Below are 12,650 nucleotides of genomic sequence, written 5' to 3' on the forward strand. Positions count from 1 at the left end.
CGTCCGACCCTCAGATTCGTAGTCTGATGCTCTATCCAGCTGAGCTACGGGCGCACAATTTGCCCTATGTGGTGCCATTCCCTCCAGAGGCCGAAGCCCGTGAGGAAGAAATGGTGCGCCCGGAACGATTCGAACGTCCGACCCTCAGATTCGTAGTCTGATGCTCTATCCAGCTGAGCTACGGGCGCGTTGGAGAGGCGCCAATAGGAGTCGTTCGCTCTGCCGTCAACGCCTATATCGCATTCCCGAGCAAGAATGTGGATAAGTTGGCAGCGAGCGGATAATCGAGCGGCGGCATCGCCAGATCCGGGATCGCCTCCAGACTGCACCAGTTCAGTGCCTGCGCCTCGTGCGCCTGCGGTTCGCCGCACCATTCGCGACATATATAAAGAAGAATGACGACCGCCCGCCCTGGCTGCCCTTCCGAGGGCGCCAGGCTGCCGCTGCTGGCGAAGCCGACTGGCAGGAGGGCATCCGGCGCAAGATCGACGCCCAGTTCTTCGTGCAATTCACGCGCGGCGGCGTGCTCCGGCGTCTCGCCCGGCTCGACCTTGCCGCCCGGAAATTCCCAGAGGTCTCCGTGGATCGATGCGGAAGGCCGCTGCTGCATCAGGATTCGCTCATCGGGACGCACCAGCGCCACGGCCACGACCAACAGCGGGGGCAACAGGGGTGTAAGAGAATTTTCCAGCTTCGCGCCCTCCTTTAGGAACTCTTTAACGATGAAATGGTATTTCAGGAATATATCGGGGGTATTGCAAGCAATCATGACTATAAAGTCGATTCTCCAGCACGTATCTCAAGATAAACGTGGCGCTACCGCAGTAGAGTACGCCCTTATCCTTGCCATGATCGTACTTGTCATGCTCGTCGCCCTGAACGGCGTCGCGTCGGAGACGATCCGGCTATGGACCGGCGTATCCCAGAAGTCGGCGGATGCGATCTCGGGGAAGTAACAAGGTTTCGCGCTTAAGTTTTCTTCAACACTTGTGGCGTAGTTCCAAGCCTGTCCAAAGCGCCGAAGCGAGTGCCTCATAGGGTAAGCCGGGGGGCGGGGCGGACCGGGTACACCAGATTGCTTTCATTCAGGAGACATCAGATGAAGTTTCTCGCCAAGCTGCGCCGCAACGAACAGGGCGCCACCGCTATCGAATACGGCCTGATCGCCGCCCTCATCGCCGTTGCAGCGATCGCTGCCATGCAGGGTCTGGGCACCGATCTCAAGGCGACGTTTGAGAAGACCAGCACCAACCTTCAGACGGCGAACAAGGCTACTGACGCTAAGTAATCTTATCGCACTTAGAATAAAGGGCGGCGGGGAAACCTGCTGCCCTTTTCATTTGTGCAGACGATGGCTGCATCAACAAACCTATCGCAAATACTCCACGTCATCCTGAACTTGTTTCAGGATCCATCTCGCCGAACAACCCGCCGTCGATGGTCAGAAATGGATCCTGAGCCGAACGCCAGCGAAGCTAAACAAGTTCAGGATGACGAGTGCGAGGTTGATAGGAACGCGCAAGATTTCAGAACTGCGCGTCAGCAACCGCCCGGCCATCCTCTCAATAGATAACCAGCTTCACCTTCTGTCCCGGCACTAGCCGCGCATCGCTCTCCAACCCGTTGAGCACCAGAAACCGCTCCAGAGCCGCATCCGTATAGGCCATGCGCCCGGCCAGCGACTGCACGGTGTCGCCAGCCTTTACAGTCACGACCGCCAAGCGGCGCGGCCGCACCTGCCCGGCATCGGCAGCGGAGATGCGGCGCAGGCTCTTGAACATCGGGTTGAACACCCCTGCCCCGCCGACGCGCGTGATCGTCAGGAAGTGATAGGCCTTGCCGCCCCCGAAATCGTAAGCGAACACCGCCACGTCCACCGGTCCGCTCGAAGCCTGTACCCGCGCCACGCCGTAAGCGGCGGGAAGCCCGTTCACCGTGGTCCGCTCGATGCTGGACGGTTCGATTTGCGCCTGCCCCGATTCGGTCAAGCTGGAGAACACCGTCTGGATATAGGCATCCAGCCCGGTTCCCATTGCACCGCCGGAAAACTGCGCCTTGCCCGAATCCCCGTTGATCGAGACCGCCTGCGTCCCGTTCACCAGATAAAAGCCCTCCGGCGCCTGGAATGCCAGACGCAGTTCCGGATGGGTGAACTTGCCGCCGTCTATGATCCCCTGCTTAGGATCGTCGCCATAGACGAGGCCGTCGATGCGGGTGAGAAACACGTCGCGATTCGTCGTCCCGGTCGCAGCACTGCCCGCCAGCGAAAGAGCATCGCGCACGCGAGAGGCGGGATCGGGGTGAGTCGAAGCCCATTGCGGCACCTGGCTCGAACTTCCGCGTAGTTGCGCCTCCAGCGCGTTCTGCCGCGCAAGGCTGTTCAGCACCGTCGCCATCGCCCGCGGATCGTAACCGGCGCGTTTCAGATAAGTGATCCCCAGCCGGTCCGCTTCCAGTTCCTGCGTGCGCGAATATTTCAGCGTCAGCATCTGCGACCCCTGCGAGGCCAGTTGCTGCCCAAGCCGCCCGAAAGCGCTGTCCCCCAGCAGCACGCCTGAGAGAATCGAGCCCAGCGCGCCGAGCAACTGGTTACGCGAGGCCGCCTGCTGCCGCTTGGCCGAGTGGCGCGCCGCAACATGCCCCACCTCGTGCCCGAGCACGCCTGCGAGTTCCGCCTCGTTGTTCATCAAGGCCGTCAACTGGCGCGTCACATAGATATAGCCGCCGGGAATCGCGAAAGCGTTGTTCACCGGCGAGTTCAACAGGGTGACGGTGAAATCGCCCTTCGCGTTGGAAAGGCCGGACTGCACGGCGATGTTCTTGCCCACCTGCTCGACATAGGCGGCCTGAGGTCCTGTCACGGAACCGCCGAACTCCGACAGCAGATCGGGATGCGCTTTGGCGCCCTGCTCCTTGTCGGCGCGGCTGATGGAACTGACCGTTGCCGGATAGGCCGCCGCCGCCACCGCAACTCCCGTCGCACTCGGCGCAAATGCGAGCGAGGTTGCCACCGCGATCCCACTGTACTTGCGCCCCATCATTCCATTTACGAACACCGCTTTCCCCTCCGCCAAGGACGTTCCCGTTCTGCAACGGGATCTGCTACCGCTTGTTCCCGCCGCTCACCCCCGCGCGAGCGGGTGGCGGGCATTCACCAACGCGACCAGACGCGCGGAATCGACATGGGTATAGATCTGCGTCGTGGCGATGTCCGCATGGCCGAGCAGCATCTGCAAGACCCTGAGGTCCGCGCCGCCTTCCAGCAAGTGGGTCGCAAAAGCGTGGCGCAGCACATGAGGCGAAACCCGCGTGGGATCGATTTCCGCCCGCACTGCCAATGCCCGCAACAACTGGAACAGCCGCACCCGCGTCAGATGGCCGCTCTCGCCGCTCGACGGGAACAGGAACTTCGAACTGCCGCGCCGCACCGCCAGCCAGCGCGAAAGCACCGCGCGGGCGCGTCCGCTCACTGGCACCATGCGCTGCTGCCCGCCCTTGCCGGTGACATGCAGGAACGGCGCGTCGCGCGGCACCGCCGCCAGCGGCAGGGAGACCATCTCCGTCGCGCGCAGGCCCGATCCGTAGAGCAGTTCCAACAGCGTCAGCAGCCGCACCGCATCGGAGCGCTCGCTCGCCGCTTCGGCCTCGGCAGTGGCGAGGAAGCGCTCGACTTCCTCGTGCGACAGCAGACGCGGCAAGGGACGGCGCGTGCGCGGCTTGGGCAGCGAGCCGGAAGGGTCGTCGGCCCGCAGTCCCTCGTCCACCAGAAAGCCGTAGAATTGCCGAAGCGCCGAGCAGCGACGGGCGAGACTGGACGCGGCAAGCATGTCCCAAGCCTCTCCCAGCGCCGCGAGTGCATCGCCGTCGGCTGCGGCGAGATCACCGAGTTCCTCCTCCGCCGCCGCGAGATCGCGCCGATAAGCCGCCAGCGTGTTCGCCGCCGCGCCGCGCTCGGCCGCCAGCATCGCCAGAAACCGCTCGGCGTGGTCCGCCATGGAACTCAGGCCCGCGCCACCGCTTCCGCTGCGATCATCCGCGCTTCCGCATCAAGACCGACCGTGCGCAGCGCCGAAACGATGTGGTAGAGATAGCGCGGCGTCATGCGTTGCCAGCTGCTACCCTGCATGCCGAGTCCCGCCAGCATCGCCACGCTGGCGGCATCGCCGTCCCGCGCGGCCCGCTCGATCGCGGTGGTGAAGCGGGTGGCGCTGTCCAGCTGCATGCCCCACTCGTTCGAATAGCGCGTGGCCGCGCCCTCATCGATGCGGCCTAGCCCGGCGAGGCCTGCGACAAGGAAGGCACTCTTGCGCTTGTTCTGGCTTTCGTCGTCGCCGTAATAGCTATCGACCGCGCCGGTATCCACGCTGCGAATGCGTCCCGGCGCCGCCAGGGTCAGCAGCCCCCAGCCCTGGCTGCCCGAAGGCACGATCGGCGACCAGGCCAGCGCATTGGTGTCGTAGCCCGCCGCAAGCATCGAGGCGATCAGCGCACCGGCGTCGCCCGCCAGATCCTTGCTCGGCGCGATGCGCGCGGCAGCAGCGGCGGTCAGCACCTGCCGGGCATAACTAGCCTGCGCGCCGCCTGCGCCCGTCCACAGGCTCTGCATCGCCGAAATGCGGCCTGCGGGCGATTCGAGACCATAGGCATCGCGCAGGGTTTCCGCCCGCTTCTGCCAGTCGCCGGTCACGTCGGGATCGGCATAGAGCTGCGCGTAGAGATCGACCATGGCCGCATTGGACAGCACGCCCGTCGCCCCCGCCCGGTCGGCGGCGGCAGCGCGGCGGGACAGCCCAACCATCGGCGCCAGCGCGGTGATGCTGTCGTAGGCGGGGCCGGCGCCGACCATGGCGCTCTCCGGCGGGTTCAGGCCGACGCCGATGGCAAGGCCGTAGCGCCAGGGCGTCATCGTATCGACGCCGTCCCACTCGATCGTCACGGCCTTGCGCGAACGTCCGGCAGCGCCCGCATATTTCTGCGCGAGCAGGGAATCGATGCGCGGCATCTTCCCGCTGACACGCGCCTTCTCCAGCCGCGAGAGCGCCGCAGCGCCGCTACCGCGGAAGGCATCGCAGATCGACTGGGCCGCACTCCACTCTATGCCCGAACCTTGCACACCCTGAATCGAGAGCACCGGGCACATGCCGGTGAAATCCGCCGTGCGCTGATAGATGTCGAACGCCTCGCGGGTAATGTCCGGCGTGAAGTTCGAGATATCGAGGCCCTGCATCACCGCGCGCGCGGCGTCGTTCTCGCCCATGCGAATCAGCAGGCCGACGCGCAGCGCCAGGAACTGCTGCGGGCTCATCCCCGCCGGAGCCTGAAGGCGTGAGGCGAGCGCGCGGCGCAGCAGGATATGGCCCCAGCGCGAAACCAGCGTGCCGCGATTGGCGGCCAGCGCGGTCTGCACCAGATAGGGGTTCTGCGTGGCGAGCGAGCCTGCCGCCATGCCGCCCTCGCTCTCGTCGACGAGGCCGATATCCTCCATCGAGCGGCGAGCGCCGGCGGGCATGTCGAGGTTGAGCTTGTCGGTGAGCAGCTGCTCGAAGTCCTCGGGCGACATGCCCTGAAGCTCTTCGAGCGTCGGCATGCGCTTCAGCGTGCTCTTGCCGGCGGCATCGACGGTCACGAAGGAATCCGGCGTGAAGCTCGGCACCGCCGTCGGCAGAGGCTGGATCACCGGCGTGGAAACGCTGGTGGTTGCCGGACGGGAAGCTGCCGAACCGCCGGTCGCCGCCGGACGGCTGGGCGCAGGCGTTGGGGTCGGCGTCGGCTCGTCGAACATCTTCGGCAGCAGCGATTCCGGCGCGTCCTGCGCCACCGCCCATGCCGAAGTCAGCGCCAGCGAGGCGCCCACCAGCAGATGCCATGTCCTGATACGCACGGTCATTGCGGCAACTCCGGCACCGGAACCGGCTGGACGATATCGCGCACCGGCGAACGGCCGCCGTTCGTCCAAGCCCAAATCAACACCGCAATCGCCAGCAGGACGATGGAAACGGCAGCCACGCCTGAGAACTTGCGCCTGCGTTTTGGTATCGTCACTCGCCTTCCTTCACCGATGCTTGCGCTGCGACCTAGCGCAACTATAGGCGATGGAGCAATGGACGTTCAACAGACCCGGTTTTCCGCGCAGGAAATTGCCGCGCTCGCGCGGCGCATCGACCGCCCCATCGTTCTGGTCGGAATGATGGGCGTGGGCAAATCGAGCGTGGGCAAGCGCCTCGCCACCCTGCTGGACTGTCCTTTCGTCGACGCCGACGAGGAAATCGAGCGCTCCGCGCAGATGTCGATCCCCGAGATTTTCGAGACTTACGGCGAGTCCTATTTCCGCGACGGGGAACGCCGGGTCATCTCCCGCCTGATCGATTCCGGAGGCGAACCGAAAGTAGGACCCTGCGTGATCGCGACCGGCGGCGGCGCCTTCTGCAACGAAGTGACGCGGCAACTGATTCTCGAAAAGGCGATCACCGTCTGGCTCGACAGCGAAGTCGAAACCCTGGTCGAACGCACGGCGCGCAAGGACAACCGCCCGCTGCTGCAAGGCGGAGACCCTAGGGAAATTCTCACACGGCTGCGCGAGGACCGGAGGCAGCACTATTCGCTGGCCCCGATTCATGTGATGAGTCACAGCGGCCCGCACGTCCAGACGATCAACAAGGTGCTTCAGGGAATTTCGCAATGGCTGTAATCCCCGTCGATATCGCAGGCCGCCCCTACGAAGTGCGCGTCGGCGCCGGACTGCTCGCGGAACTGGTGCCGCAGTGCCGGGGCCGCCTGCGCAAGCGCGGCGTGCCGATCATCACCGACACCAACGTCCATGCCGCCTGGGGCGAAGTGGTCGAGGCCAGCCTGCGCGACAACGGTCACGAGCCGCACTGGCGCATTCTCCCCCCCGGCGAGGCCACCAAGTCGTGGGACGAACTGGCGGCCACGGTGAACTGGCTGCTTTCGCTCGAAGTGGAGCGCGGCGACCATATCATCGCGCTGGGCGGCGGCGTCATCGGCGATCTCACCGGCTTCTGCGCCTCGGTGCTCAAGCGCGGCTGCAAGTTCATCCAGGTGCCGACCACCCTGCTCGCCCAGGTCGATTCGAGCGTCGGCGGCAAGACCGCGATCAACACGCCCGCCGGCAAGAACCTTGTCGGCGCGTTTCACCAGCCCTCGCTGGTGCTGGCCGACCTTTCGGCGCTGGAAACCCTGCCCGAGCGCGACCTTCTGGCGGGCTATGCCGAAGTGGTGAAGTACGGCCTCATCGACGATGCCGACTTCTTCGCCTGGTGCGATACCAATGCCGCCGCGATGCTCGCGGGCGACAGCCAACTGCGCGAATATGCCGTCGCCCATTCGGTGGCGAGCAAGGCGCGGATCGTCGCGGAAGACGAGTTCGAGACCACCGGCAAGCGCGCCCTGCTCAACCTCGGCCATACTTTCGGCCATGCGCTGGAGGCCGAAACCGGCTTCTCCACGCGCCTGCTCCACGGCGAGGCGGTGGCGCTCGGCATGGTGCTGGCCGCGCGCTACTCCGCCCACCGCGAACTGATGCCGCGCGCCAGCGCCGAGCACATCGCCCGCCACATCGGCGAGATCGGCCTGCCCGCCAGCCTCAAGGCCCTCGATCTGGACTGCGACGGCGCCCGCCTCGTCGAGCATATGCTGCACGACAAGAAGATGGACGCCGGCACCCTGCCCTTCCTGCTGCTCAAGGGAATCGGCCAGACCTACCTCGACAAGCAGGTCTCGCTCGACGACGTCGCCGCGTTCCTCAACGAGGAACTGGCGCGAGACTGACGCCCCCTATCGCCTGTCATTCTGAACGCTTTTCAGGATGACAGGCCGTCAGCGATAAAGCTGCCGAAATACCGGTATCTCCTTATCGCACAGGGTAAAATTCCGACGCGCCGTGCCCTGCATGCGGCATATTCGGCAACGAGTCGCCCTTGCTCCGCGTTTTCCCACCATTCCTTCCATGAAATTTGGGCATGGAATTTGGCGCCGATCGCAGAACCTTTCACGAGGTCCGGGGGCGTACGGGAAGGCGACAGGTCGATCGGGTCTGTCGCCTTTTCCGTTTGAATATTTGCGCTTAGCTGCAATCCTTAGGCGCAAACCTTTGCCCAACGTGACATTTCCGTGACCCGTCACTATGCTGCGCGCTTGGATAACAAAAGTACCGGGTCGCACCTGACGCCATGACACTTTCCGAAGCTACTCCCGAACTCGATTTTCCCGAAGAAATCGAGCGGAACGACCGCGCATTCCTGGGCCATCCCAAGGGTCTGGGCTACCTCTCCTTCGTGGAAGGCTGCGAGCGCTTTTCGTACTATTCGATGCAGACGCTGCTCGTGCTCTACATGGTCAAGTATCTGCTTCTGCCGGAGAATATCGGCAAGGTCGTAGGTCTGTCGTGGCTGCGCGGCTGGCACTATGCCGGTCTCGACGGGCAACCGCTCGCCTCGGCGATCTTCGGCGACTACACATCGCTCGTCTATCTGACCCCGATCCTCGGCGGCATCGTGGCGGACCGCTGGCTCGGCCGCAAGGCAACGCTGATCGCGGGCGCGGTGGTCATGTCGCTCGGCCACTTCCTCATGGCTTTCGAGGGCATGTTCCTGCTGGCGCTGGTGTCGCTGGTCGTCGGCGTCGGCCTGTTCAAGGGCAACATCGCCAGCCAGGTCGGCGAACTCTACAAGCCCGGCGACCTGCGCCGCGCCATGGCGTTCCAGATCTTCTACATCGCCATCAACGTCTCGGTGATCGCCGCACCGCTGATCGCCGGTACGCTGGGCGAGAAAGTCGGCTGGCACTACGGCTTCGGCACCGCCGGGATCGTCATGGTGCTCGGCCTGATCATCTACCTCAAGGCCGGACACTGGCTCCCCGCCGACAACCGCGCACCCAAGGGTGAAAAGGCCCCGAAGATCCGCCTGACCCGCTCCGACTGGCCCCGCCTCGGCGCCCTTGCGGTGTTGGTGCCGGTGCTCGCCGTCGCGATGATGAGCAACCAGGAGATCTTCAACGCCTACCTCGTCTGGGCGGACGACAAGTTCCAGCTGACCTTCTTCGGCGACACCCTGCCGACAAGCTGGATGATCACCGTCGATGCCACCCTCAGCTTCTCGATGCTGGTGGTCGTGGCAGCCTTCTGGAAGTGGTATTCCGCCCGCACCGGCCGCGAGCCCGACGAACTCGGCAAGATGATCATCGGCTCGGTCTTCAGCATGATGGGCGGCATGTGCCTGGTGATCGCCGCCGCGACCGCCGGAAACGCGAAGATCGGCCTGTTCTGGCCGGTGATGTTCCACTTCTTCAACTCGATCGGCTTCGCGCACATCATGCCGGTCAGCCTGGCGCTGTTCACCAAGGTCGCCCCACGCCCGCTCAATGCGACGGTCGTGGGCATCTACTATCTGGCATTCTTCGGCGCGAACAAGATCGTTGGCGAAGTGGGCGGCTGGTATTCCTCGATGGATACCGTGTCGTTCTGGCTGCTCCACGTTGCATCCGCCGCCGTGGGCCTGATCGCCTTCGCGGCGTTCAAGATCGCGCTGGGCAAGACCCTCGCGGGTGAGACGGCTCCGGCCTAAAAGGCACCCACCTGCTTCGTCATTGCGGGCGTAGCGAAGTAATTCAGAGGCTTCCGGATTGCTTCGCTCGCTTCACTTCCTCGCAATGACGAGGTGAAGCCGGCTTTCTCAGCCAAACACCGCAACCGACTGCATGCCCGCGAGTACCGGCCTGCCCGCAGCATTCCACTGCAGGATATGCTCGCTCGCTCCGCCATCCCGCGCGAATTCGCTGGTGGAGCGCAGCAGCCACCAGCCGTCTGCGGTCGTCGGCGCAGGTTCCAGCATGTTGACGTGCCAGTGCATAGAACTGATCGGCACGCGGAAATCGAGCAGCGGCAACACCGCCGTCGGCAAGGCATCGCCGATCAGCACGGCCTCCAGCGCGGGATCGAGACCCTCACGCTGCTTGAGCCGAACCCACCAGCACAAGTCCGCCTCACCCAGCGCCGATTTGGGCAGCGCAAAACGCGCATCGAAGTTCTCGCGGAGAAATGCGGGCGCATGATCCATGGGCACCGGCTTGGCATCGGCCACCGGGTTCACGCCTTCCGGCATCGGATAGCCCGCAATATCCGCCGCGCTCTCGATCTGGCGCATGAACACGAAGCTTGCGGTGAAGCCCACACCCTTCTCGTTAGACAGTTCCGCGGCGACCCAGGTCGCATTGCGCCCCTTGCGCACGATCCTCGCCCGCGCCTCCACCCGCCCGGCCAGCGGCGCGATCATCGCGAACTGACCGGAGCGTAGCGGCGGCAAATCCGGATCGAGACGCTGTGCCGCCGCCAGCGCAAGTGCCGAGGTCAGGCCGCCATAAGCGGTGCGGCCCTGAAGCCAGTCGTCGGTGATATCGAAAGCGAACCCGCCATCGATCGCCTCCGCAGCGGCAAGACGCGCGGCAAAACCTGTCATCGGCAAGACCTCAATTCATCGGGAACGCGGCTCTCCGGCTGAAGGAGAGCCGCGAAGCATCACTCCATTTCGAGGATGATTGCGTCCACCGCGAGGCTTTCGCCCGCCTTGGCATTGACCGCCTTCACCGCGCCGGACTTCTCGGCGCGCAGGATGTTCTCCATCTTCATCGCCTCGACGACGGCCAGCGGCTGCCCCGCCTCGACCTTGTCCCCCTCGCCCACATGAAGCGCGACGAGCAGGCCCGGCATTGGGCAGATCAGGTACTTCGAGAGATCCGGCGGGATCTTTTCGATCATGTGCTGGTTCAGCGAGGCGATGTGGCTGGGCAGGATCAGGACATCGTGGATGCAGCCGCGCGTGGTCATCTTCAGACCCGTGCGCGTGGGCGCCACGCGGATGCCGATGGCCTCGCCGTCGATCTCGGCGTCGATCAGGCGGTCACCCGGCGTGTATTCCATCGCCAGCTCCACATAGGTGCCGTTCACCGTGACGTCCTCATCGTCGATCACGACTTCGTAAGGCACCTTGTCGATGGTGACGGTCCATTCGGACGGCGGCGAGAGGCGATGCGGCGCCAGTTGCCCATCGACGCGGCGCGCACGGTCTGCCCGCGCGGTAGCGACGAAAGCGGCCACGGCGGCCAGCTTGCCCTTCAGTTCTTCCGACGCAGGCGCGCCGGTGAAACCTTCGGGATATTCCTCGGCTATGAAGCCCGTAGTCAGCTCTCCCGAGCGGAAGCGCGGGTGCTGCATGATGGCCGAGACGAAATCGATGTTGTGGCCAAGGCCCTCGATCTCGAACAGGTCGAGCGCGGCCACCTGCTTGTCGGCGGCCTCGTCGCGGGTCTCGCCCCAGGTGATCAGCTTGGCGATCATCGGGTCGTAGAACATCGAGACTTCGCCGCCTTCGTAAACGCCGTCGTCGACACGAATGCCATCGACGCCGCGGCGGCCGTTCTCGGCACCGTCGTCATCCCAGCCGTCCACCGGCGGCTGATAGCGCACCAGACGACCGGTCGAAGGCAGGAAGCCGCGATAGGGGTCTTCGGCATAGACGCGGTTTTCGATGGCCCAGCCGTCGATCTTCACGTCGGCCTGCGTCATCTCCAGCTTCTCTCCCGCAGCGACGCGGATCATCTGCTCGACCAGATCGACGCCGGTGATCGCTTCGGTAACCGGGTGTTCCACCTGAAGGCGGGTGTTCATTTCGAGGAAGTAGAAGCTCTCGCCCGTCGGGTCGGCGCCCGAGACGATGAGTTCCACCGTGCCCGCCGAATAGTAGCCCACCGCGCGCGACAGGGCGACGCACTGTTCGCCCATGGCCTTGCGCATCTTCTCGGTGACGAAGGGCGACGGCGCTTCCTCGACCACCTTCTGGTGGCGGCGCTGGATCGAGCATTCGCGCTCGTTCAGATAGAGGATATTGCCGTGCTTGTCGCCGAGGATCTGGATCTCGATGTGGCGCGGATTGAGGATGAACTTCTCGATGAAGACGCGGTCGTCACCGAAGGAGTTAAGGCCTTCGCGCTTCACGCTCTCGAAGCCCTCGCGCACGTCCTTTTCGTCGTAGGCGAGGCGCATGCCCTTGCCGCCGCCGCCCGCGCTGGCCTTCATCATCACCGGATAGCCGATCTCGTTCGAGATGCGCACGGCGTGCTCGGTATCCTCGATCTCGCCGACGAAGCCGGGGACGACGTTGACACCCGCCTGCTTGGCCAGCTTCTTGGACTCGATCTTGTCCCCCATCGCGGCGATCGCGCCGACAGGGGGACCGATGAACTCGATCCCCTCTGCGGCCAGCGCCTCGGCGAAGGAGGTACGCTCGGAGAGGAAGCCGTAGCCCGGATGGACGGCTTCGGCGCCGGTCTGCTTGCAGGCCTGGATGATCTTGTCGGCAATCAGGTACGACTGCGCGGCGGGCGCGGGGCCGATGTGGACAGCCTCATCGGCCATCTGCACGAACGGCGCGCGGGCATCGGCATCGGAATAGACGGCGACGGTCTGGATGCCCATGCGCCGCGCGGTCTTGATCACGCGGCAGGCGATCTCGCCCCGGTTTGCGATGAGGATTTTCTTGAACAACCCCGTAAACTCCCAAGTCAGTCGCCGTGCATGAAGAAGCCGACGTCGATCATTAAAACCATCGCAGCGAACAAGACGATGAGCCGCCCCT

Annotated in this window: 11 protein-coding genes and 1 tRNA gene; 4 read left to right on the forward strand and 8 right to left on the reverse strand. The window is 64.5% G+C overall.

The window, feature by feature from the left end; translation table 11 throughout:
- Positions 1-111: 111 nt before the first annotated feature.
- Positions 112-188: transfer RNA gene (locus tag V7066_RS08635), tRNA-Arg, on the reverse strand.
- Positions 189-232: 44 nt separating this feature from the next.
- Positions 233-769, reverse strand: a complete 537-nt coding sequence (locus V7066_RS08640) for a (deoxy)nucleoside triphosphate pyrophosphohydrolase (RefSeq protein ID WP_334182651.1) — start codon at positions 767-769, stop codon at positions 233-235.
- Positions 770-1,099: 330 nt separating this feature from the next.
- On the opposite strand from V7066_RS08640, the gene V7066_RS08650 reads away from it, so the two are divergent.
- The gene (locus V7066_RS08650; RefSeq protein ID WP_334182653.1) at positions 1,100-1,288 is read left to right on the forward strand and encodes a Flp family type IVb pilin; all 189 of its coding nucleotides are present in this window, start codon (positions 1,100-1,102) and stop codon (positions 1,286-1,288) included.
- Between the two features lie 274 nt (positions 1,289-1,562).
- Here the strand turns inward: V7066_RS08650 and V7066_RS08655 are convergent, their stop codons facing one another.
- From V7066_RS08655 to V7066_RS08670, 4 genes are all read right to left on the reverse strand, one after another.
- A complete protein-coding gene (locus tag V7066_RS08655; protein WP_442947317.1) occupies positions 1,563-3,038 on the reverse strand; it encodes a M48 family metalloprotease in 1,476 nt (491 codons plus the stop codon).
- Positions 3,039-3,122: 84 nt separating this feature from the next.
- Positions 3,123-3,995, reverse strand: a complete 873-nt coding sequence (locus V7066_RS08660) for a tyrosine recombinase (RefSeq protein WP_334182654.1) — start codon at positions 3,993-3,995, stop codon at positions 3,123-3,125.
- Between the two features lie 5 nt (positions 3,996-4,000).
- Positions 4,001-5,887 carry a hypothetical protein gene (locus V7066_RS08665; protein WP_334182655.1) on the reverse strand — a complete coding sequence of 629 codons (1,887 nt, stop codon included), beginning with the start codon at positions 5,885-5,887 and terminating at the stop codon, positions 4,001-4,003.
- On the reverse strand, positions 5,884-6,042 hold the full coding sequence (locus tag V7066_RS08670; protein WP_334182656.1) for a hypothetical protein: 159 nt from the start codon (positions 6,040-6,042) through the stop codon (positions 5,884-5,886). The genes V7066_RS08665 and V7066_RS08670 overlap by 4 nt, the downstream gene beginning before the upstream one ends.
- 58 nt (positions 6,043-6,100) lie before the next feature.
- Between V7066_RS08670 and V7066_RS08675 the strand changes: the two genes are divergently transcribed.
- The 3 genes from V7066_RS08675 (at position 6,101) to V7066_RS08685 (ending at position 9,584) form a co-directional block, all read left to right on the forward strand.
- Complete coding sequence (locus V7066_RS08675) at positions 6,101-6,688, forward strand: shikimate kinase (RefSeq protein ID WP_334182657.1); 588 nt, start codon at positions 6,101-6,103, stop codon at positions 6,686-6,688.
- A complete protein-coding gene (aroB, locus tag V7066_RS08680; RefSeq protein WP_334182658.1) occupies positions 6,679-7,788 on the forward strand; it encodes a 3-dehydroquinate synthase in 1,110 nt (369 codons plus the stop codon). The genes V7066_RS08675 and aroB overlap by 10 nt, the downstream gene beginning before the upstream one ends.
- 401 nt (positions 7,789-8,189) lie before the next feature.
- On the forward strand, positions 8,190-9,584 hold the full coding sequence (locus tag V7066_RS08685) for a peptide MFS transporter (protein ID WP_334182659.1): 1,395 nt from the start codon (positions 8,190-8,192) through the stop codon (positions 9,582-9,584).
- Between the two features lie 108 nt (positions 9,585-9,692).
- On the opposite strand, the gene V7066_RS08690 is transcribed toward V7066_RS08685, so the two are convergent.
- Both V7066_RS08690 and V7066_RS08695 read right to left on the reverse strand, forming a co-directional pair.
- Positions 9,693-10,475 (reverse strand): thioesterase family protein, encoded by a 783-nt coding sequence (locus V7066_RS08690; protein ID WP_334182660.1) that lies wholly within the window; start codon positions 10,473-10,475, stop codon positions 9,693-9,695.
- 59 nt (positions 10,476-10,534) lie between these two features.
- A complete protein-coding gene (locus V7066_RS08695) occupies positions 10,535-12,559 on the reverse strand; it encodes an acetyl/propionyl/methylcrotonyl-CoA carboxylase subunit alpha (protein WP_334182661.1) in 2,025 nt (674 codons plus the stop codon).
- Between the last annotated feature and the right edge of the window lie 91 nt (positions 12,560-12,650).

The sequence above is a fragment of the Novosphingobium sp. genome, assembly GCF_036820275.1.
Taxonomy (GTDB): domain Bacteria; phylum Pseudomonadota; class Alphaproteobacteria; order Sphingomonadales; family Sphingomonadaceae; genus Novosphingobium.

Excerpts from the sequence above, each read along its gene's own strand:
- V7066_RS08640 (WP_334182651.1), bottom strand. The coding sequence starts at position 769 with ATGATTGCTTGCAATACCCCCGATATATTCCTGAAATACCATTTCATC.
- V7066_RS08650 (WP_334182653.1), top strand. The coding sequence starts at position 1,100 with ATGAAGTTTCTCGCCAAGCTGCGCCGCAACGAACAGGGCGCCACCGCT.
- V7066_RS08655 (WP_442947317.1), bottom strand. The coding sequence starts at position 3,038 with ATGGGGCGCAAGTACAGTGGGATCGCGGTGGCAACCTCGCTCGCATTT.
- V7066_RS08660 (WP_334182654.1), bottom strand. The coding sequence starts at position 3,995 with ATGGCGGACCACGCCGAGCGGTTTCTGGCGATGCTGGCGGCCGAGCGC.
- V7066_RS08665 (WP_334182655.1), bottom strand. The coding sequence starts at position 5,887 with ATGACCGTGCGTATCAGGACATGGCATCTGCTGGTGGGCGCCTCGCTG.
- V7066_RS08675 (WP_334182657.1), top strand. The coding sequence starts at position 6,101 with ATGGACGTTCAACAGACCCGGTTTTCCGCGCAGGAAATTGCCGCGCTC.
- aroB (WP_334182658.1), top strand. The coding sequence starts at position 6,679 with ATGGCTGTAATCCCCGTCGATATCGCAGGCCGCCCCTACGAAGTGCGC.
- V7066_RS08685 (WP_334182659.1), top strand. The coding sequence starts at position 8,190 with ATGACACTTTCCGAAGCTACTCCCGAACTCGATTTTCCCGAAGAAATC.
- V7066_RS08690 (WP_334182660.1), bottom strand. The coding sequence starts at position 10,475 with ATGACAGGTTTTGCCGCGCGTCTTGCCGCTGCGGAGGCGATCGATGGC.